Origin of the sequence: uncultured Aquimarina sp. (assembly GCF_947500065.1) — a bacterium.
Taxonomy (GTDB): Bacteria; Bacteroidota; Bacteroidia; order Flavobacteriales; family Flavobacteriaceae; genus Aquimarina.
On sequence record NZ_CANMQT010000005.1, the window covers coordinates 273,745 to 297,121 of the forward strand.

Below are 23,377 nucleotides of genomic sequence, written 5' to 3' on the forward strand. Positions count from 1 at the left end.
TTATTGATTATATCTTAAAAATAAGAGCATTAATGAAACATATTTTAAAAAATTCACAACAAACATTCACGATAAATTTAAATACTTATATTTATCCACCAATTGAATAGTTTATTTATGAGTGCAAACTTTAAAGTAAAAGTAAATAAAGATTTTGAAGCTATAATATCTGAGAATGATATTTCTACAACCGATATTATTAAAACTTCTGATTCGAAATTCCATATTATTAATGACAATCAATCGTATCATACGGAGATTGTGAAATCTGATTTCTACAATAAGAAATACACCGTAAAAGTTAATGCAAATACCTATGAAGTCGATATCGCTAATTCTTTAGATATGATGATTTCAGAAATGGGTTTTTCCATTGGCGCTTCAAAACAAGTGAATTCGATCAAATCTCCTATGCCTGGACTTATTATAGATATTCAGGTAGCAATTGGTCAAACTGTAAAGGAAGATGATTATCTCTTGGTTTTAGAAGCTATGAAAATGGAAAACATCATCACTTCTCCAAGAGAAGGAACGATTAAATCTATTAATGTCGCTAAAGGAGATGCAGTAGATAAAGGAAAGTTATTGATTGAATTCGAATAAAGCATAAATAACAAAAAGTACTACTAAATTTAGTAGTCTGTATAAGCTAGTCGAAGACCAATTTAATGTAAAGATTACTAAAACTTCGACAAACCCAGTTTGACATAAACAATTGCTTTTTGCATATTATAAGAATAGTATACTATGAAAAAAATATTAGTTGCCAATCGAGGTGAAATTGCCATTAGAGTTATGCAAACAGCTCGTAAAATGGGGATTAAAACCGTTGCAATTTATTCTACTGTAGATAGAAACGCTCCGCATGTAAAATTTGCTGACGAAGCTGTTTGTGTTGGTGAAGCTCCTTCTAGTGAATCTTATTTATTAGGATCTAAGATCATTGAAGTTGCCAAAGAATTACATGTAGATGCCATACATCCAGGCTATGGTTTTTTAAGCGAAAATGCGGACTTTGCTGAAGAAGTTGAAAACAACAACCTCATATTCATTGGTCCAAAATCAAAAGCGATTAAAGTGATGGGAAGCAAATTAGCAGCCAAAGAAGCTGTGAAAGCATATGATATCCCAATGGTTCCTGGTATTGATGAAGCTATTACCGATGTTGTAAAAGCGAAAAAAATTGCTCGGGAAATTGGGTTTCCCATTTTGATTAAAGCATCAGCTGGTGGTGGTGGAAAAGGAATGCGTGTAGTAGAAAAAGAAAGTGATCTGGAATCGCAGATGCAGCGTGCCATCAGTGAAGCTATTTCGGCTTTTGGAGATGGATCTGTATTTATTGAAAAATATGTTGGTTCGCCAAGACATATAGAAATTCAGGTAATGGCGGATACGCATGGTAATGTTATTCACCTTTTTGAAAGAGAATGTAGTGTACAAAGAAGACATCAAAAAGTCGTTGAAGAAGCTCCTTCAGCTGTTTTAACTCCAGCTTTAAGATCCGCTATGGGTGAAGCTGCGGTTAAAGTTGCTAAAGCCTGTGATTATGTAGGTGCAGGAACAGTAGAGTTCTTGTTAGATGAAAACCATAATTTCTACTTTCTGGAGATGAATACACGTCTGCAAGTAGAACATCCCGTAACGGAATTGATTACTGGAACCGATTTAGTAGAACTTCAAATTAAAGTAGCAAGAGGTGAAAAACTTTCAATCTTACAGGAAGATTTAACAATAAAAGGACACGCATTAGAATTAAGAGTATATGCAGAGGATCCATTGAACGATTTCTTACCTAGTGTTGGTCATTTAGACACATACAAAATGCCTTCTGGTAAAGGTATTAGAGTAGATAATGGTTTTGAAGAAGGAATGGATATACCCATCTATTACGATCCTATGCTATCTAAACTAATAACATACGGAAAAACTCGTGAAGAATCCATTCAATTAATGATCAAAGCTATTGATGATTATATTGTAGAAGGTGTTAAAACCACCTTGCCTTTTGGGAAATTTGTATGTAAACATGAGGCGTTTAGATCTGGTAATTTTGACACCCATTTTGTAAAAAAATATTATACTCCCGAAGTATTAAAATCCGAAATGGAACTGGAAGCAAAAATAGCAGCATTGATAGCTTTAAAACAATACCAAGAAGATCAACAACAATTACGATTACCAACCCGATAATATATGAATTCGAAAATAAAAACTTTACAAGAAAAAATTGACCTTGCACATATCGGTGGCGGTGAACAGCGTATTGCAAAGCAACATCAAAAGAAAAAATTAACTGCACGAGAACGTGTAGCTTATTTTCTAGATGAAGGATCTTTTGAAGAAATAGGTATTCTAGTCACTCACAGAACAACCGACTTCGGAATGGAGAAAGAAATCTATTATGGAGATGGTGTGGTGACAGGTTACGGAACTGTTAATGGACGATTAGTTTATGTTTTTGCACAAGATTTCACAGTTTTTGGAGGAGCTTTATCAGAAACTCACGCAGAAAAAATATGTAAAGTAATGGATCTCGCGGTAAAGGTTGGTGCTCCAATTATCGGATTAAATGATTCTGGTGGAGCCAGAATTCAAGAAGGAGTTCGATCATTAGGTGGTTATGCTGATATTTTTCATAAAAATGTGCAAGCATCCGGTGTTATTCCTCAGATTTCTGCTATTATGGGACCTTGCGCTGGTGGAGCTGTTTATTCTCCAGCTATAACAGATTTTACCATTATGGTAGAGGATACCAGTTATATGTTTGTTACAGGACCCAACGTAGTAAAAACTGTAACAAATGAAGAGGTAACATCTGAAGAATTAGGAGGTGCCAGCACGCATTCCACAAAATCAGGAGTTGCTCACATTACTTCATCAAATGATATCGAATGCCTGGAAGATGTAAAAAAACTATTGAGCTACCTTCCTCAAAACAACCAAGAAACTCCAAAAACTATCTCTTATCCGTTAACTGACGAAAAAAGAGATGTTCTCTCGGATATTATTCCGGATAATCCTAATAAACCTTATGACATGCATGAGGTTATCGGGGAAATAATTGACAATGATTCTTTTTATGAAATTCATAAAAATTATGCAGAGAATATCATTGTAGGTTTTGCAAGATTGGGAGGAAGAAGTATTGGTATTGTGGCCAATCAACCGATGTTTCTTGCAGGTGTGTTAGATGTAAATAGTTCGAAAAAGGCAGCACGTTTTACACGTTTCTGTGATTGTTTCAATATTCCATTACTAGTGTTGGTAGATGTTCCTGGATTTTTGCCAGGTACAGATCAGGAGTGGAACGGAATTATAGTTCACGGAGCCAAGTTGTTATACGCTTTAAGCGAAGCTACTGTTCCTAAAGTAACTGTGATTACCCGTAAGGCATACGGTGGTGCCTATGATGTAATGAATTCTAAGCATATTGGAGCGGATCTTAATTTTGCTTGGCCAACTGCCGAAATAGCCGTTATGGGCGCTAAGGGTGCCAGTGAAATAATATTTAGAAAAGAAATTAAAGCTGCGGAAGACCCTAATGCCAAGTTAGCGGAAAAAGAAGCTGAATATGCAGATAAATTTGCTAATCCGTATAGAGCAGCGCAACGTGGTTTTATTGATGAAGTAATTCTACCAGAAGATACAAGAAGAAAACTAATCAAAGGATTTAGTATGTTAGAAAACAAAACAATCGATCGTCCTAAACGAAAACACGGTAATATTCCTTTATAAAGTTAACCAATATAACCCGTTTTGCATTTAGATTTTTTTCATCAAAATCCGTCAATTCGAGTGCTTCGACTGAAAGGAGAAGTGTATCGAGAATAGGGTTTTGGATCAAAAAAGCTATTCTCGATACAATTTTTCTTCATTTCATTACAAAAAATCACTCGAATTGACGCTTTTCTTTTACATTTCATTCTAAATGCACAACGGGTTAATAGAGATTCATAACATTTTTCTATTTTTACAATCCAAAAGAATAGACATAGCCCCATGAACAATAGACAAGTTACCAAATTTGCAATCTATGCTATTGCTGTACTTTGTGCAGCTCTCATCAAAGAATTTGTGATTACCTATGTAAAAAAGCATATTCATGAAGAAGGATATCTTCTAGTAGTAATAGATATGCTTGTTGTGATTTTGATTTTTGCACCAGCTTTTGCACTTGTATCTAAATATACCAAAAAGCTATCTAAAGCTTATCTTAAGACTTCAAAAAAGGTATCAAGTAGTAAAAATGGAAATCTATTAGGTTTTATAGTAGCAATTATCATCTTATTTATCCTTTTCGCATACATAAGACATAATATCAATGTGATTCAGGATCTGAAAACAATGATGCGTTAAGACTATATATCACATATCATAATTCCCTCTTTCAACGCTTCTAAGCTATCTGCATACGTTGGAATAAATTCTTGAGCTACATAGCCCGTGAATCCATTCGTCACAATTGCTTTCATAATTGCGGGGTAATTTAATTCTTGAGTATGATTGATCTCATGTCTTCCTGGAACACCACCCGTATGGTAATGAGCAATGTAATCGTTGTACTTATTGATTGTAGCAATAATATCACCTTCCATAATTTGCATATGATAAATATCGTACAGTAATTTAAAATTAGTTGAACCTATTTTATTTACTAAACTAACACCCCAAGGAGTATGATCACATTGATAATCCTTATGATCTACCTTACTATTAAGCAATTCCATAATTAAAGTTACATTATTCTTTTCAGCATGTTTCACTAATACATCTAATCCATTAGCGCAATTTTCCATACCCTGCTCATCAGAAATACCATTACGATTACCAGAAAAAACAATTACCTGTTGTATTCCAGAATGAGATGCTTTAGAAATTAAATCTTGATATTTGTTTTGTAACTCTGGGTGATTTTTTGGATCATTAAACCCATTTGTAATGCTGGCAAAAGTATCTGTTGCCAGAGAACAGCTTAATCCCTGTTTAGTAACAATTTCCCATTCTTCTGGTTTTAATAGATCTATTGCTTTAATTCCTATATCTTTTGATTTTCTGGTAAACTCATCTATGGGAATATTCTGATAACACCATCTACATACGGCATGGTTAATATTTCCTTTTAAACTATACTGAAAAGAACCTGAAATACTTTCAGGTACTGATTGAGCCATCACTGTATTTCCTAAACCTATCGCACCAATGCTTAGAGATAACTTTTTAATGGCTTTTCTTCGATTTACTTTTGACATAGCGCTCTAGTTATTTTTTAATGAATTACTAATTTAATTAATGATTTGTTAATTGTATTGTTAAAACACAAACAAACTTCTTATATTAGAACCAGAATTTTAGAATTATGAATTCTATAGCTATAAATTATAACAAGTTTTAGCTACAATACCTTTCTTCCAGAACAAGAAGAAAACAGACAAACAAAACTACTATCAGAGCTTACTAATAGTGCCTAAAAGCCTACTAGAAACAAGTTGTACTAAATTAAAAGAATAAGACGAGGAATTTCCTCGTCTGTATTAACTATAGATTGTCTGTAAACATCAACACATATGGAACAAGAACCTCAATATGACGCAATTGTCGTAGGAACGGGAATTAGTGGCGGCTGGGCTGCCAAAGAACTTTGTGAAAAAGGGCTTAAAACATTGGTATTGGAACGTGGACGTATGGTCACTCATATTGATGATTATACTACTGCTAATGATGATCCTTGGGATTATGAGTTAAAAGGTGAACCGTCCAAAGAAGAAATCGCCGAACAACCTAAACAACATCGTACTGGTTATGTAACCGATAAAGCCCATCGCCATTTCTTTGTTAATGACTTAAAACATCCTTATAACGAAACTAAACGTTTTGATTGGATAAGAGGATATCATGTAGGTGGTCGTTCTCTTATGTGGGGAAGACAAAGTTATAGATTATGTGATTTTGATTTTGAAGCGAATAAAAAAGAAGGAATAGCGGTAGATTGGCCTGTACGATATAAAGACATTGCTCCTTGGTACGATAAAGTAGAAGAATACATTGGAGTTAGCGGAGAAAAATTAGGTTTAGAACAATTACCTGATGGACAATTTCTACCTCCTATGGAATTAAATTGTGTAGAGGATCACTTAAAAAAGAATATCGCAAAGAATTACAAGGATCGATTGCTAACAATTGGTAGAACAGCTCATATTACAGGTACTAAAACCTTTGAAGGAAGGATGAATTGCCAATACCGTAATCGCTGTATGAGAGGTTGCCCTTTTGGAGCATATTTCAGTAGTAATTCCTCTACGCTACCGGCTGCAGAAAGAACCGGTAATATGACACTTAGACCTAATTCTATTGTTCATCAAGTGCTGTATGACGATAAAACAGGAAAAGCCACTGGAGTAGAAGTAATTGATACCTTAACCAAAGAAAAAACACAATTTACAGCTAAAATAATATTCTTATGTGCTTCTGCAATAGCCTCTGCAAGTATACTCATGCAATCTAAATCTGAACGTTTTCCTAATGGAATGGGAAATGATTCTGGAGAATTAGGGCATAATATTATGGATCATCATTTTAAAGCTGGTGCCTTTGCTAAATATGATGGATTTACAGACAAATATTTTAAAGGACGAAGACCTAATGGTATATATATTCCTCGATTTAGAAATATAGGAGGTGATACTGATAAAGATAATTTCAAACGTGGATATGGATATCAAGGAGGTGCCAGTCGTTCTAATTGGGAAGAAACGATTGCAGAATTAGGATATGGAGCAGAATTAAAAGAAAAGATTTTAGAACCTGGAGGATGGAGAATGGGTCTTATGGGATTTGGAGAATGCCTGCCTTACCACGAAAATAAGATGGTACTGGATTACAATAAACCAGATGAGTGGGGACTACCAACAGTAACTTTTGATGCGGAATTTAAAGAAAATGAATTAGAAATGCGTAAAGATATGATCCAGGAAGCAATGAACATGCTAAAACAAGCTGGTTTTAATGATATCCAGCCTTGGGATGATATCGGAGCTCCTGGTTTAGGAATTCACGAAATGGGTACTGCCAGAATGGGTAAAGACCCTAAAACCTCTGTACTTAATGGTAATAATCAAATTCATGCTGTACCAAATGTATATGTTACTGATGGATCTTTTATGACCTCAGCAAGTTGTGTAAATCCATCGCTCACGTATATGGCTTTTACCGCCAGAGCTGCAGATCACGCTGCCAAACAAATTCAAAAAAACGCTTAATCTTAGTACTATGAACAGAAGAGAAGCATTAAAAAACATAGGATTATCAGCAGGATATATTGCTGCTACTCCTGCCATACTAAGTCTTTTACAAAGTTGCCAAAAAGAATATGTATTAGACTGGACACCAGAACTTTTATCAATAGATGAAGGGAAAGCTTTAGAACAAATTGTAGATCTTATCATTCCGGAAACAGATATTCCAGGTGCAAAATCATTACACGTGCCCATGTTTATTGATAAGTTTATTAATAACGCTCTTGAAGAGGAAGAAGAAGTGCAAATGTTCAAATACGGTGCTGGTGTCATGATGAAAGAACTGGGCGTTAATGAAGAAAAGAGTGTTGATGATGTCACCTTAGAAGAGTATGATGTTCTGCTTTCCAAATACTTAAAACTTCCTAAAGAGAAACAAAAAGAATACTGGAAAGAGGTTTCTGAAGTAAAAAGCCCTGAAGATTTAAACAAGATTTCTCAAGAAGCTATATCTTTTAGTTTTCTTTCTTCGGTAAGAAGTTTATCTATTTATGGATTTAAAACTTCTAAAGATATTGCAGAAAATGTACTGAATTATTTACCTGTTCCCGGAGAATATATTGGTTGTGATTCTGTTCAAAATCTAACCGGAGGAAAAGACTGGGCTTTATAAAATTATTACCTAACTAAACTTAAAAAAATGCACAAAACCATCTTTAAAGGACTTATTTGTATGTTAATCATAAGTTCCTGTAAAAACAAAACAACCGAAAATACAATTACAGAGGAAAAAGAAGAAGAAAAAGCAATTGAACAACCTATAACATCAGAACCCTTTTTCGAATTATCATTAGCACAATGGTCTCTTCACAAAGAAATACAATCTGGTAAATTAGATCCAATAGATTTTGCGCAAAAAGCAAAAGAATTAGGATTTACTGGTATTGAATATGTAAGTCAATTATATAGTTATAAAGATGCTAAAGATCCCGATAAAGCACTACAGCAGCTTTTGGAAACTTTAAAATCAAAAAGTGATGAACATAACGTCCAGAATCTACTAATCATGGTAGATGGTGAAGGAGACTTAGCTGTAGTTGATGAAAAAGAAAGAAACCAAACAATAGAAAACCATAAAAAATGGGTAGATGCAGCTCAATTTTTAGGATGCCACTCTATAAGAGTTAATCTATTCGGAACTAATAAGCCTGAAGAATGGGTACAAGTAGCAACAGATGGATTAACCAAACTATCCGAATATGCAGCTACTAAAAGTATTAATGTGATTGTGGAAAATCACGGATATTTGTCTTCTGATGCTGCCTTGCTTGCAAAAGTGATGCAAAATGTCAACAAACCTAATTGCGGTACTCTTCCTGATTTTGGTAATTTCTGTTTAGAACGCGAAGGTGGTGAACGATGGGGCACTAAATGTGTCAAAGAATATCCAAAATATAAAGGGATAGAAGAACTCATGCCGTTTGCTAAAGGTGTGAGTGCTAAATCTTATGATTTTGATTCAGAAGGAAGTGAAACTACTATTGACTATAAAAAAATGCTCGAAATAGTAAAAAATTCAGGATATCAGGGATATATCGGAGTAGAATATGAAGGGGAACGATTGGGTGAAATTGAAGGTATTATAGCAACAAGAGATTTATTGAACAACCTTTCTAAACAACTAAACTAACCAACTATTTATTATGAAGAAATTCATTCAGTTTCAGTTATCCCTCATGATGTTTTTAGAATTCTTTATTTGGGGAGGCTGGTTTGTAACTATGGGGATTTATTTACCAAATTCTTTGAAAACCAGTGGAGGAGAAATCGCCATGGCCTACTCTACTCAATCTTGGGGAGCTATTATTGCACCTTTTATCATTGGTCTTATTGCCGACAGATTTTTTAATGCAGAACGTATCTTAGGAGTACTTCATCTTATTGGAGCTTTACTAATGTATCAAATGGCAAATGCTACGGATTTTTCCGCCTTCTACCCTTACGTTTTAGGATATATGATTGCCTATATGCCTACATTGGCACTAGTGAATTCTGTTTCTTTTAATCAGATGACCGATCCGTCTAAACAGTTTCCATTTATCCGTGTTTGGGGAACAATTGGTTGGATCGTTGCAGGATTAGTTTTTATTAGTCTGATTTTTAATTGGGATTCACCTGAAAATGTTGCCCAAGGAGCATTGAAAAACACTTTTTTCATGACAGCCATAGCATCTGCTATACTTGGTATTTTTAGTTTCGCACTACCGAAAACTCCTCCAAAAAGTGATGAAAAAGTTACTATTTCCGACATTCTTGGTCTAGAAGCCTTAAAGTTATTAGGTAATAAGAACTTTTTGGTTTTTTTCATTGCATCAATATTGATTTGCATACCGTTAGCTTTTTACTACCAACATGCTGGACAGTATCTAGGTGAAATCGAAGCATCCATACGACTGTTTGGTAAAGATATTGGTCCCGCAGGCTTGATGACTATTGGACAAATGTCCGAGGTGTTATTTATGCTTTTGCTACCATGGTTCTTCAAACGTTTTGGTTTTAAGAAGACCCTATTGGTAGGAATGATTGCTTGGACTGTTCGCTATGCCCTATTTGCCTATGGTAATTCAGGAGAACTAGCTTTCATGCTTATTGTTGGTATTGCATTACACGGTATTTGTTATGATTTCTTTTTTGTTTCTGGACAGATTTACACCGATTCTAAGGCTGGAGAAAAGTTTAAAAGTGCAGCACAAGGTTTAATTACCTTAGCAACCTATGGTTTAGGAATGCTTGTAGGATTTTATGTTGCAGGAAAAATAACGGATGCTAATTTAATAGGAGAAGGACAACATAACTGGAATAGCATTTGGATATTCCCTGCTGTTTTTGCAGCGGCTGTAATGGTATTATTTGCCATCTTCTTCAAAAATGAAAAAATAGAATATAAAGACAGTTAATATGACCCGACTTAAAATGGGAATGGTTGGCGGTGGCACCGATTCATTTATAGGTGATGTACACCGAAAAGCAGCTAGCATAGATGGAATGATTGATTTGGTTTGCGGAGCATTTTCTTCTAGTAAAGAAAAGAGCATTGCTTCAGGAAAAGAACTTGGCATATCAGATGACAGAGCGTATGGAAGTTTCGAAGAAATGATTAAAGAAGAGGCTAAACTTCCTGAAAATGAACGTATGGATTTTGTGGCAATCGTCACTCCAAATCATATGCATTTTCCTCCCGCAAAAATGGCTTTAGAACACGGCTTTCATGTCATCTGTGATAAACCTATGACTTTAACCTTGGATGAAGCTATTGAATTAGAAAAAGTAGTAAAATCTTCAGGAAAAATATTTGCTTTAACACACAACTATACAGGTTACCCTATGGTAAAGCAAGCTAAAGCAATGATTGTCAAAGGAGATCTCGGTACTATCAGAAAGATTAACGCACACTATTTGCAAGGATGGCTTTCTACAGCTGTGGAAAAAACAGGTCAAAAACAAGCAGCTTGGAGAGTAGATCCAAAGCGTTCAGGAATTGGAGGTGCATTAGGTGATATTGGGACTCATGCGGAGAACCTGATAGAATATATTACTGGAATCCAAATTGAAGCCATTGCGGCAGATTTAACTGCATTTGGTGATGGACGTAGCCTTGATGATGACGGCAATGTTTTACTACGTTTCGAAAATGGTGCAAAAGGAATTATGTCATTTTCACAAATAGCAACAGGAGAAGAAAATAATCTTGGCGTTAAAATTTATGGTACAAAAGGCAGTGTGGAATGGTATCAGGAAAACCCAAATCAACTTATTGTAAAATGGTTAGATCAACCAAAACAAATCTATACTCCTGGAGGAAATGGGACCTATCCCGAATCATCAGAATACGTTAGGATTCCTGCTGGTCATCCCGAAGGATATTTAGAAGGTTTTGCTACGATCTACAGAAGCTTTGCTAAAGAATTATTAGGTGTAAAAAATGGTAAAGCTATTTCTATTAATCATGATTTCCCAACAGTCACAGATGGTGTTCGTGGAATGAAGTTTATATATGCAGCAGTAGAAAGTAGCAAAAACAATGCAAGTTGGACTAAAGTGTAAATTAAAATCTAGTTTCTGTCTTCTCGAGCGGAGTCGAGAGATGAGAAATTACATCACATTTCGACTCCGCTCAATGTGACCGATAAAAACTAACTAAATGAAAACAATAAAGGGCCCGGCAGTATTTCTAGCTCAGTTTATGGATGATAAAGAACCTTTTAATTCACTGGATGGATTATGTAAGTGGGCGTCAGATCTTGGATATAAGGGCATTCAAATTCCTACTTGGGAAACAAGGCTTATAGATTTAGATAAAGCAGCAGAAAGTCAAACATATTGCGACGAACTTAAAGGTAAAATTGCTGACTATGGATTAGAGATCACGGAACTTTCCACGCATCTCCAAGGGCAATTAATTGCTGTACATCCTGCATATGATTTGATGTTTGATAATTTTGCTCCTGCTGATTGTAAAAACAATCCAAAAAAACGAACAGAATGGGCCATTACTCAAGTTAAGAATGCGGCGATTGCAAGTAATCGATTAGGGATAAACGTGCATGCTACATTTTCTGGAGCTCTATTATGGCATACGATGCATCCGTGGCCTCAACGACCTGCAGGATTGGTCGAAATGGGATTCGAAGAATTAGCAAAACGGTGGTTACCTATTCTCAATCATTTTGATGAGCAAGGTGTGGATGTATGCTATGAAATTCATCCTGGAGAAGATTTACATGATGGAGTAACCTTTGAGCGTTTTCTGGAAGCAACAGGAAATCACAAAAGAGTAAATATCTTATACGACCCGAGTCATTTTGTTTTACAACAATTAGATTATTTAGAATATATAGATCATTACCACGAGTTTATCAAAGCTTTTCATGTAAAAGACTCAGAGTTTAATCCTACTGGCAAAAAAGGAGTTTTTGGAGGGTATAGTGATTGGATAGATCGCGCAGGACGTTATCGGTCTCCTGGAGATGGACAAATTGATTTTAAAACAATCTTCTCTAAACTCACGCAATATGGTTGTGATGTTTGGGCAGTTATGGAATGGGAATGTTGCATTAAATCACCAGAACAAGGTGCCAGAGAAGGTGCTTCTTTTATTCGCGATCATATCATAGAAGCTACTCAAAAAGCCTTTGACGATTTTGCAGGAGCAGATATTGATAAAAAACAGTTAAGAAATATTTTAGGAATTAGCGATTCATAAAACTATCTTAATTTTTATATCTTTATGAATAATGTATGTTATCAAAGTATGGTACTTCTATAATTACTAAAGACTTTACAATGTCAATTCCTAATGATTATTTTTTAGATTTTTCTAATGTCGAATATACGCAAGTACGAGAAGCTCATCATGGAGCTGTACAGGCTATCAGAAGAGCTTACTATTTAATGCATGACTTTATTACTCCAGGTCGAACGTTAATGCCCAGACAAAGGCAATTGATAGAAGATTCCTTATTTGCTACTTTTCTTTCTAACTCTAGTAATTTAAGACCGTATACACATATCTCTAATTACGATTGGAATTTTAGATTGATCCATAGAAACTTGTATAGATTGAATAGACATTCTTCTCACTATGAAGTTCGTAGATCTGCTGATGCTGTAAATGGAAATGATTTTGCCAGATCCACAGTTTTGGATGGATCATATGCCGCTACGACAACGGGTGTTCATAATCATCGAAATCAGTCCGACAATGATAATCCAAATATTGTTTTGTTTGACCTTTTTTTTACTACATCCTATAGTAACAGATTACGCATCATTATTCATGAATTATGTCATGCAGTACTAGGATTTGACAACCCACGATCATTCAGAAATTCTTCTGCAGATGCCTTTTCTAATGATATTTACCTTGAAAATATCAATGTATTTAATGCTATGTCATTTAATCAAAGTATTCTTAATCCAGATAAACATGCACTTTTTGTATTGTTAGTTACAGAAATTACTTTAGCGTTCACTTCACATTTTAATCAAACACCTTAAGAGTTTTTAATGAAATATTGTAATCTTCAAATAACCAATACACTTGCTTTTTCTTGTAAACAAGAAAAACCTGACAATAAAATTATCAGGTTTGTGTTTATCCGTTTATAATTAGAATCTTATTCTACTAATTCAAACTCACTTGGAGCTTTTACATAAGAAATCTTAGCTAAGAATACTGTATTCACAAGTTGTGCAACATTTTCTCCTTCAATTAATGTAATTTGGTTTGATTGAGTTTCTACTCTATCAAATGTCATACTATATGCTAGTCCATTTATAGTATATTCAATAACAGTATTCTGCACCTCTCCTGCCCCTTCTCCTTTTACTCTTATTTCTACAGCATAAGTTTCATTAGGATTAATACAATCAAATAGTGTTAAAATACTACCATCTTCTTTAATGAAATTAATACTTGTAGGCTCTATTGTTGTTATGGACACTGCATCATCATTAGAGCAGTTAGAGAATAATATAAATAATACAATTACAGAAATATATGTTTTTATATTCATCTTTAGTTTTTTTGATTAATTACAATTTCCTTTATGATATTACCTATTTTAACCTCATAATTAGCTATCTCTAGATTATTAAATATAGTCTCACCATTGACTATAGTTTGTTTCGAAAAAACAACCCCATCTTTGATTAATTCTACCTCTTCATTATTTTGAGTAGAAACTATTTTAATAGCACCTCCTTCATAACAAACTGCATCTTTTTTATAATAGGTTACATCACCAGAACTCAACCTAACTGTAATTGTCCAATCTTTTAGAATAGATTGATCTTCTGACAACACTTTAAATTCTACCGGAGAACTAAAATCTATAGTATTCACTCCAGATGTTTGCTCTATCGTTCCTATATATAACTTTGCTCCAGAACTAAGTTGAAATAAAGGATTAAGTGCTGTTACATCCTCACTACTATCTATCAGAAGTGTAATTTGATCATTGTCAAAAATTTTATCTTTAGCAACAATGTTCTCAAAATCAAAATTTATTATTTCTGCTTCATCATTTAAAGGAGGACTAGCTATACTATATGCCTGAAATACATCACCATAATGTTCATCAATTTCAAAATTATGAGTCTTATTTACTGTAATAACTCTATCATTTGAAGAGTCATAAATTTCGAAATTTATAGATTCATTATTTTCATTTGAGAAAACCGTTAAGTAAGCATAATATCTACCTTCAGTTTCTACATACGTAAGGTTTGTTACTCCTCTGCAGATACCATTAACAAAAGCTCCAACTTTATCATTAGAGCTTTCTAAATTATTTCCATCAATATTTAAAAAAGCTACGAATGACATGGTATATTCATAATCATTCTCATTAACCGACCAAGTCGGGTTTTGTCCAAATCCCTGCACCCCTATGAGGAGTAAGATTATGGTACTATATATATATGTTTTCATTTTTTTAGATTTTATGTGAATAATAACTCTTAAATCTTATTGAAAAAAACAAGATTTAAGAGCATTAACTGTATTACTAATTCTTAATGATTTTCCTGTTTATTGTATTCTCATTCATTTCCATTTGAAGTAAGTATATTCCACTTGCCACTTCTGGTGAAATTCTCAAGGAATTTACACCGGATGTTACTTCCAGTTTTTTAGAAAAAATAAGCTGATTCGTTAAGTTAAAAAGCTTAATAAATATCGTTTCACTTTTAACTGTATTTGTCTGAATGATAAAATCATTATTAAAAGGATTAGGATATATAGTAACCGTATCCTTTAATTCTCTTAAGATAATTGGATCAGTAATAGTTCCAAGTACATCGTTACTTTTAAAAGGAATAGTATACGCTGTTGGCTTTTTTTGAAATCCATCTCCAATATAAAATTCTAGATTTTCTGGAACATCACCATAAATGGTAATAAAACTCAATTGAGTATTGCTAACATCCTGATTTAATGCGACTCCTTTTAAGATTCCTTTTGTATCATAAACGAACAATTCATGATACCCTTCAGGTAAAGAAACCACAGCATTCATATTTTGCGAATATGATTTAAATTCTGACATCATATCTTGGTTTCCACCATTATTCAGAATATAATCTTTGGACTTTCCTGCCTTAGTGCTTAGATAGGTAGGATAGCTAAAACTTTGATCTAAGCTTGATTTCATCATGTATCCATTTCCAGCCTCTAGATAGTTTAACGTCCCTTTCCAACCATTAAGTGGATCATAAATCGCAAATGAGCTTTGTGATTTAATAACATCACCTTCTTGAGCTTCAAAATATGCTAATGCTTCGTTAATGGGTTGATTTGCACCAATAGGGTAAGGTAACCAGTTCCAGTTTTCTTTAACGGGGAAATCCCAGTTATCAATATCAACAATATTTCCTCTAATTGTCAACGCTTGTTCTTCAGCTAATCTAATCTTATACATCTTAGAAATTGTCAATCCTCCATCCGCAGTTATATCTCCTGACCAACCCGATCTTGTAGGAACAGATTCATCTTTATAATACGTTTCTAATAAAGAAGGGGAATGACTTAATATTCTATCAGATGTTTCTAAACTTAAGTTCTCAGTAAGTGTATTTAAATTAGAGAAATTAGCATCATTAACATTTAGAGACACCCAGGTCCAACCTTGATTCATTTCAATTTCTTGAACGATGATATCTGTATTCTCAAAAATTGCTGAATTATTCAGGGTACCAATAACTTCATTTTGTTTAAAGCTAATTGTAGCATTTGTATCTATTGATGCGCCTAATACTTTGCCATCAGAAGCATCCCAAATACTGAAATTAATGGATTCTCCAGAAACAGTTTCACTATAAACTGTAACATATATGAAGTATTCTTGGTATAAAGGATCATATATTAAGTTAGCGACTCCTCTGACTTCTCCTTCATGGAATGCGGCTACTTTATCATATAAATCATTGGAAAATACTCCATCAATTTTCACTTTACCTACAATATTCATGCTGTATTCAAAGTCATTAGGATTAACATCCCAATCAGGTTCTGGCGCCAATACTCGAACTTCAAGTTGTAATTTTTCGTCGTATCCAAAATCAGTTTCTAAATACAAGTTTTCTAAATATTCCCCAGCTGTTAATTCTCTATCAATGGTAGCTGTAATTACAATACTACTATCGGGATCTAAAGTCCCAGAAGTTGTACTTAGCGTTAGCCAATTTGGCACATTAGAGATATTGAATGGTTGTCCATTACCCCCTTTATTAAGGACAGTGATTTCAAAAGATTTTTCTTCATCATCATTTTTTACAATATCAATAATTTCATTATATCCTTCTGCAAACCAACTAACTTCATTCCTCTTAATATATGCTGTCCAAGTGATTGGTGATTGTTGCATATTATTAGAAGCATCAAACATTCTGTGAACAGTTATATCAACGATTTGTCCTTCTAAAGATGCCCAATCTGAAATGACAGGTTCCAAAATCATTTCATCTTCATTGATAACTTGATTTACCTGAAATTTAATTAAACTTCTTTCTGGTCTAATACCAGGAACATCATCAGAATAATTGACAGTACCGTTAGAGAGTATTGCATTACTAGGAATAATGGTTAGGTTACTATATGCATGATAATATCTAGGACCATTTCCTGTAGGAGTTTCTGGAGTATTCATCCTTGCATACAGTAACATACCTATGCTTTCGAAATCCACTTCATTAAATCGATCTCTGCTTATTTGCTCTACATTACGCAAGGTATTCCAAAAACGGAATTCATCAATTTTTCCTAAAAATGGTTGATCTATAGTTTCATTTCCCGCTAGATCGATACTTCCTCTTGCTCCTAACCATGCCTTATTTCCAGAAAAGCCTCCTATATCAGCTATTGGATTAGATGAAACTAACTCTGCATCTATGTAGGTCCTTAGCGACCCTATACGATTAAAAAGTAAAGTTACATGATGCCAAGAATCATCCGCTATGCTCTGAGTAGTTAATGGATAGGAATTCCCTTCGCTTTCTAAGTTTAACGTCCCTGTTGTTGTCATGCTTATAGCCCATTTATTAGCTAAGCCATTAGATTGAACAATATCAGAGCCATCACCTCTACCATTAGAAAATATAGTTCCTACCTGTGGAGTATCTGTTTTTACCCAAAATGAAATTGTAGCATCCATTTCATTATTTAACACGACAAAATCTACATTATCCATCTCGAGCGACTGCCCGTCTTGAAACTGATAAGAATTTCCTTTAGGCTTAATATCCCAAGATGCATTTACAGTAGCATGTTTAAATCGAGCTAAATCTTTTGCTAACGTACCTCTACCTTCATTCATCGGCCAATATCCAATCAAACTATTTTCGTTTCCGATTAGTTTTGTAAATCTATTAGCATATGCATCCTCTAGACTTATAGCTTTGCTCCAAATACGTAGGTCATGAATATTTCCTATAAAGGTATTACCTCCAACAACAAGTTCGTTATTAGTGGTGAACTGTGTCTCTGGGGTATCAGTATTTCCAGCTATTTCTGAATCATCTTCATAAATACTAATCTCACCAGTACTATTTTTATGAGTAAAAGTATAATGATGAAAAAGATTATCATTTGATATAACTCCTCTCGTCGTAAGGTCATTAAGCGTATAATAGATCTCTCCATTTTCAAGCCCGATATTTATTCCATCGGTTTGACTAATAATTGAAGCTGTAGAAGATGTAGTGCTGTTTTTCATCCAAAACTCAACGGTAATATCACCTGAAGTAATTCTTGGATTATTAATAACCGCTGTATTAGCGACACCTTCAAAATATAAAGACACATTATTATTGATAGGTAACTGATTCGTCTCTCCTTTTATTTCAATATTACTGACTGCAGAATTATAAAAAACAGATTCGCTAAAGCTCACTTTTAAATCCTCGCCTGAGGATAAAATTCCATCAGTAGGCAACGGTGTACCAAAACGTTGGGGTGCATGGAGATCAACACTACCTGTGATAACCTCTGATATAAATTCAGTACCATTTGTACAGCTACTTCGTGCTCTAATCTCATATTCTCCATCTTGTAATCTCAATCCAGCAATATCTAATCCAAATGACAATGTAGGACTAGATATTAATGAGATATCCGTTTCATTTGCCAAAACTGCTTCATCATAAAATGTCTGATTACTGTAATATGTTTGTAAACGACTCCAGTTTGGTGAAGAAGCTAAACGATATTCCAAATCAATTTTCTGAAAGCTATCAAAAGAAGTATTAAACCCAAATAAATCTATGTTTAATGAGTTTGTTGTACCGTCTAGGTTATAGGCCGTATCTATGTTATATACCCAATTGTCTAGTGGAGCGTTAATTTCTACTTCAGAACAAGAAGGAATAAATTGAGCAGACACATATACATCATCAAATACATTTACAGGGTCACATCGGGATTGTAATACAACTCGTATATCTTTATAATCATATACGTCAGAAACTGATTTACCTAATGTCATCGTATAATACACTGGTTCTCCGTATGGAACATATACGATGTTCGCATTCGCATTAATATTAATTAATGCATTATTAGGATTAGTTGTATTATCAATAAGAAGTTCAAAGTAATTGAAATCTGCTGCATCACTTGTTAAGTCACTTCTGTTCTCTAATTTCAATACGAACTCAGCATTTTGTCCTTCTGGCACATTGCTTACATCTGCTACCTCTACACTTATCAAAGGATCTTCTGCTTTCTGAGTCGCATAACTTAGCTGTTCCTGTTGATCAGAAGAAAGTTCTACTATTTCGGTTGCATCAGGATCATAGGTCGTATGATTATAAAAATTAGATAATTCTGGACCTTCATATGGACAAGATGTTTTCCCTCCAATAGTACTAAAGACAGGTCCATTACCATCAAAAAGATTAACAACATCTACACTTAATAAATTTGCAGGATCATTATCTTTAAAAGTATAACTAACATTTATTGTTGATTCTTCTTCTTCCGTTATTGCTGCATTAATATCCTGTTCGAAGAAAAAAGAAGTAGTACTTATAAGACCTGTACTATTAAACTGAAAACCAAATTGAATCGCAAGATCTTCCTGAATATTCAGGTTGATCTTTTTGGTTGTTGAAGTAATAGTGGATGTTTCTATACTTCTTGAAAATTCACCAACTCCTGCATCAAAAGAAATATTATCCTCAAAATTACTATCTAGCAATGTTTTCAAATTATTGGAGGCTGCCAATCTGTCTTTTAGGTTATTTTCTAGTGCTGGTGTTAAATCGCTATCCTCTAGTGCCTCATTGATTGTACTATTGAAATCATTAATACGATCAGTAACAATTGACTTATACGCAGCACGATCATTTTTGACCACATATTTAAGTTTTTCATTTTCTTGTATAATGCTTCTCCATAATCTGATTTGTTCTACATATTCTCTACGAGTTAATACTCCTTGATCTCCTTCATTAATGATTCCGTTATCAAGATTAGAAATAATCAGTTCTAGCTCTGGTATCAAACTTTCTAATAGGTATTTTTGGGAATACACAAAGAATGTTTCCGAAGGTTCTTCTACGAAATACATTGCTTTTTGCTTACTGACAAAGATACTTTCACCTGCAGTATTTGTTAATTCATAAGAAGGAGAAGTTCCTATTATTGCTGCTGATGTTTGGATATCATCATATGAGCCATAGAAATAATTTTTAGATTGACCTATGTACAGATCTCCTTCAGCTCCTACAAACTCTGGATCATCACTTGTGGATATAGTTTGTGTAAATGTATATTTCTTGGTTACACTCTCTCCATTAGTGGATGTCCTAGAAAGTTTAATTCCTGCGTTTATATTGTCAGTAGTCTCTGCATCTATCACAGGCCCAGCTAAACCACCGCCGGTTTCAAATCTAACACCCAACTTCAATTCTAAATTTACAGACTCTCCAATAGTACTGGCTAAATCTGTTTCTGAAGTAAAAGAAATACTTTCTCCTTCTTCTATAGAAGCAAAACTATTAGATCCAGGTGGATCTCGCAGAATAATATCCGGAGTATCCGGAGCTGCAGTAATAAACGTTTGACTTCCATCAGATTGACCACCTAGTATAATCCCATTTGAGATGTAATTTTCAGCAGGATAATCTACTCCTTTGATTCTGTATTTTATATCCAATGTTTGGATAAATGGAGAAGAAATTGCTGGCAAACCTCCTTTGAACGTATAGTTTATAATACTAGCATCCTGAGGATCATTTTCTACTGTTGTAGACCCTTCTAACGCTAAATTATTATTAATAATTAATTCCCCGTCAATTACAGGAACTAAATCTTCTACCGGCGCATCGTCATTATTTATATAACGTTCAAAACTGTTCAAAACAATCTTATATGATCCAAACTGAGTATATACAGGGTACTCAAAACCATCTGTGCTGATATCTACATCATCTATACTGACCATTTCATCAGAGGTTTGTTCTGTAACTCGTAATACAGGAACCGAACGATAGGTGAAACTTTTTTCATAATGATATGGTTCACCTTCCTCAATACTTCCATCCTCATATACATACTCTGGAGTAGTTACATCGATAACATCAGAGATATTTACAGATTCGTTAGCATCTAATAGGTTAATACTTGTATTAGTATTAATTTTTAACCCTGTTGTTTGATTTATTTCATAATTCAACGGCAAGGCTTCTGTTCTGTATTCTCCAGTTTCACTATTCGTTTCAAAATAAAATTTAGTGTATGGAGTTACATTTGCTCCCACAGGAGCGTAGTCTAAAACAATGTTTGCTATTCCAATGTTGTTTTTAGAACTGATACGTGTCGTTGTCACTATACCGTCATCATCTGTACTAGAAGTTTCGAACAATCCATCTTGCCCAAAACCAATAGGTTTTTGTGCTTCAACAGCACCTCCAACAACTTTACCTACTAGTGTAACTTTAGTATTATCAACAAAAATTACTTGTTCATTAGCATCTTCAAAGAATTCTTGGAACGTTCCTGGATCTGCTGGAAATCTACCATTATAATTGAACTCATGACCATTTTTCTTAAGGGTGATATAATGATTTCCTATAGGAACGCTGATATCGAAATTCCCTTCTACATCAGAAGTTAAAGGAGTATTATTCTCATCCAACACAATCTGACCATCAATATAAATACTAACTCCTTCTGAAGCAATTCTTGCGTACCTTTCTAAATAATCATCCGTATCATCATCAGAAGTTCCTGCGTCATTGTACCAATATTCTCCTTTAGAAAATTTTTCTGAGCCTTTCTGATAGTAATTATAGCCTTCATCAAGTATACCAGGACCACTTATGTATTCATCACCATCTGTTAAGCCTGAGAAATCAGGAACATCTGGGTCAATACTGTTCACATCTACAAAGGATCTAAATACTTCTCTAGAATCAAAGAGCACTTTCCCTTTAAAACTAAAAGAAGATACATCGACAAAATCAATCTTATTAACAACTTCAGAACCTTGCCCTAAAAACACTAACTGTTGATTTGGTTCGAATTGATGTTGTCCGTATAAAGGTGTAATCGTAAAAGATTCTCCTGTACCAGAATAAGGTATCGCAGTTATCTCATAATTTCCATTACTATCACTAACACCCAAAATACCTAATTGATCTGATGTAGGGATATTACCTGCTCCATTTATCCACAAAACTTTATCAGATTCAGCAGTAGAAGCATTCCATAAAACTCCATGATTTTTGTTATAGTTAAATCCATTTCTAGATAAATCATATGCATAGGCACCCACATTTTCATTAGCACTTAAATAACTGATTAATCTAGAATCATTACCACTTATGTAGCGTCTGTAATCTGTTCTGATACTTAATGGATCAACTACTGCATTCCAAATTCGTACTTCGTCTACATCTACAGATTTTCCACTACCGATATATACATCATCCCACTCCGTGGCAACTCCTCCCAAACTTAAAATACTAGGCTGAGTCGGAGTAGAAACTTCTAGATAAGGGCCAGCATAACCTTCATTAAATTCATCCAATTGGGCATTAATTTCATTTTTATAATCATCATTAATAGCACGCCCATTTATATATAACAAAGGAACTTCGCCATCATTAAGCACTATAGAAAAATGCACAAAATTAGTATTGAAATCTGTTATAGGTAATAATTCATCATCTCCTCTAGTATTCAATTTACCAGATGGATAAAAATTCTGTAATTGATATTCACTACCTCCTATATTTACGGATAATGTATTAGAAGAAGGATCTAAATCTATATTAGCATCAAAATAGTTAAACCCAAAATTAACAAGTCTAAATAATTGTATAGAAGGATCTGAACTAGTCGTAAAATTGGTTTCAGGACGTATCCAGGCTTGTATTGTAGCTGCAGTGGTAATCGGAGAATTAAGGTTTTCTATTTTTACTTGTTCTGTACTTGGGATTCGTAAAACACTACCAATAGTACCGTTACTCCCTTCAGAATTAGCTTTGATCGTAACATCTTTAACAGGACTTCCTCCTTCATAACTAATATTTCCGGTGACTACGGCAGTTGGGTTTCTATATCCAATCCCTGTTATATAAGTTGAGTAAAGACTTTCGATTTCACTTACTCCATCAGCTTCTACTTTGTATTCATATAGAACACCACCTTCTACGTACTTATCTTCATACGTTGTCTGGTCAGGAGCAATACTACTGATAGCTAGAAATTCATTGCTACCGTCATCCGTGTATTCTCTACGATATATAACAATTGTACTTATTAAGTCTAGATTACTTCTTAGTGTCCAACTTATAAGTACTTTGTCTCCGAAATACCCTTTAGAAACATCAAAGGATTCTTCTGAAAAGGTATTGAATAAATATAAAACATCCCACGGAAATCTAACATCTGCAGGTGTTGTATTTCTTACTCCGCTACTGGTATCTTGCCCTAAAAAAGGCAGTCCTACTTGTATCGTATATCCACTATTTTGTATGGCTTGTGATACTGGAGCAACTTTAGCTCCTTGGTCGTTCTGTGCATAGAGTCCTATAGAGAAGAGCCCTAAACACAGCAATACTATATGTTTTTTCATACCTAT

At 34.2% G+C, this 23,377-nt stretch carries 15 protein-coding genes; 11 read left to right on the plus strand and 4 right to left on the minus strand.

Annotated elements, in window-relative coordinates; all coding sequences use genetic code 11:
• The first annotated feature begins 117 nt into the window (after positions 1–117).
• From Q0975_RS16455 to Q0975_RS16470, 4 genes are all read left to right on the plus strand, one after another.
• Complete coding sequence (locus Q0975_RS16455) at positions 118–603, plus strand: acetyl-CoA carboxylase biotin carboxyl carrier protein subunit (RefSeq protein WP_299438629.1); 486 nt, start codon at positions 118–120, stop codon at positions 601–603.
• A 144-nt stretch (positions 604–747) separates the two neighbouring features.
• The gene (accC, locus tag Q0975_RS16460; protein ID WP_299438631.1) at positions 748–2,190 is read left to right on the plus strand and encodes an acetyl-CoA carboxylase biotin carboxylase subunit; all 1,443 of its coding nucleotides are present in this window, start codon (positions 748–750) and stop codon (positions 2,188–2,190) included.
• Positions 2,191–2,193: 3 nt separating this feature from the next.
• Positions 2,194–3,735: an acyl-CoA carboxylase subunit beta gene (locus Q0975_RS16465; protein WP_299438633.1), complete on the plus strand. Its 1,542-nt coding sequence runs from the start codon at positions 2,194–2,196 to the stop codon at positions 3,733–3,735.
• Positions 3,736–3,999: 264 nt separating this feature from the next.
• A complete protein-coding gene (locus Q0975_RS16470; RefSeq protein WP_299438635.1) occupies positions 4,000–4,356 on the plus strand; it encodes a hypothetical protein in 357 nt (118 codons plus the stop codon).
• Between the two features lie 2 nt (positions 4,357–4,358).
• On the opposite strand, the gene Q0975_RS16475 is transcribed toward Q0975_RS16470, so the two are convergent.
• Positions 4,359–5,249, minus strand: a complete 891-nt coding sequence (locus Q0975_RS16475; RefSeq protein ID WP_299438637.1) for a TIM barrel protein — start codon at positions 5,247–5,249, stop codon at positions 4,359–4,361.
• A 315-nt stretch (positions 5,250–5,564) separates the two neighbouring features.
• Between Q0975_RS16475 and Q0975_RS16480 the strand changes: the two genes are divergently transcribed.
• The 7 genes from Q0975_RS16480 (at position 5,565) to Q0975_RS16510 (ending at position 13,289) form a co-directional block, all read left to right on the plus strand.
• Positions 5,565–7,256, plus strand: a complete 1,692-nt coding sequence (locus Q0975_RS16480; protein WP_299438639.1) for a GMC family oxidoreductase — start codon at positions 5,565–5,567, stop codon at positions 7,254–7,256.
• A 10-nt stretch (positions 7,257–7,266) separates the two neighbouring features.
• Complete coding sequence (locus Q0975_RS16485; protein ID WP_299438641.1) at positions 7,267–7,905, plus strand: gluconate 2-dehydrogenase subunit 3 family protein; 639 nt, start codon at positions 7,267–7,269, stop codon at positions 7,903–7,905.
• A 27-nt stretch (positions 7,906–7,932) separates the two neighbouring features.
• Positions 7,933–8,922: a sugar phosphate isomerase/epimerase family protein gene (locus tag Q0975_RS16490; protein WP_299438643.1), complete on the plus strand. Its 990-nt coding sequence runs from the start codon at positions 7,933–7,935 to the stop codon at positions 8,920–8,922.
• Positions 8,923–8,935: 13 nt separating this feature from the next.
• Positions 8,936–10,189 (plus strand): nucleoside permease, encoded by a 1,254-nt coding sequence (locus tag Q0975_RS16495; RefSeq protein ID WP_299438645.1) that lies wholly within the window; start codon positions 8,936–8,938, stop codon positions 10,187–10,189.
• A gap of 1 nt (position 10,190) precedes the next feature.
• Positions 10,191–11,336 carry a Gfo/Idh/MocA family oxidoreductase gene (locus tag Q0975_RS16500; protein ID WP_299438647.1) on the plus strand — a complete coding sequence of 382 codons (1,146 nt, stop codon included), beginning with the start codon at positions 10,191–10,193 and terminating at the stop codon, positions 11,334–11,336.
• Positions 11,337–11,433: 97 nt separating this feature from the next.
• Complete coding sequence (locus Q0975_RS16505; RefSeq protein WP_299438648.1) at positions 11,434–12,495, plus strand: sugar phosphate isomerase/epimerase; 1,062 nt, start codon at positions 11,434–11,436, stop codon at positions 12,493–12,495.
• Between the two features lie 35 nt (positions 12,496–12,530).
• Complete coding sequence (locus tag Q0975_RS16510; RefSeq protein WP_299438650.1) at positions 12,531–13,289, plus strand: hypothetical protein; 759 nt, start codon at positions 12,531–12,533, stop codon at positions 13,287–13,289.
• 119 nt (positions 13,290–13,408) lie between these two features.
• Here the strand turns inward: Q0975_RS16510 and Q0975_RS16515 are convergent, their stop codons facing one another.
• From Q0975_RS16515 to Q0975_RS16525, 3 genes are all read right to left on the minus strand, one after another.
• The gene (locus Q0975_RS16515) at positions 13,409–13,807 is read right to left on the minus strand and encodes a hypothetical protein (protein WP_299438652.1); all 399 of its coding nucleotides are present in this window, start codon (positions 13,805–13,807) and stop codon (positions 13,409–13,411) included.
• 2 nt (positions 13,808–13,809) lie between these two features.
• Positions 13,810–14,724: a hypothetical protein gene (locus tag Q0975_RS16520; RefSeq protein ID WP_299438654.1), complete on the minus strand. Its 915-nt coding sequence runs from the start codon at positions 14,722–14,724 to the stop codon at positions 13,810–13,812.
• A gap of 76 nt (positions 14,725–14,800) precedes the next feature.
• Positions 14,801–23,371 carry a LamG-like jellyroll fold domain-containing protein gene (locus Q0975_RS16525; RefSeq protein ID WP_299438656.1) on the minus strand — a complete coding sequence of 2,857 codons (8,571 nt, stop codon included), beginning with the start codon at positions 23,369–23,371 and terminating at the stop codon, positions 14,801–14,803.
• Positions 23,372–23,377 lie beyond the last annotated feature (6 nt).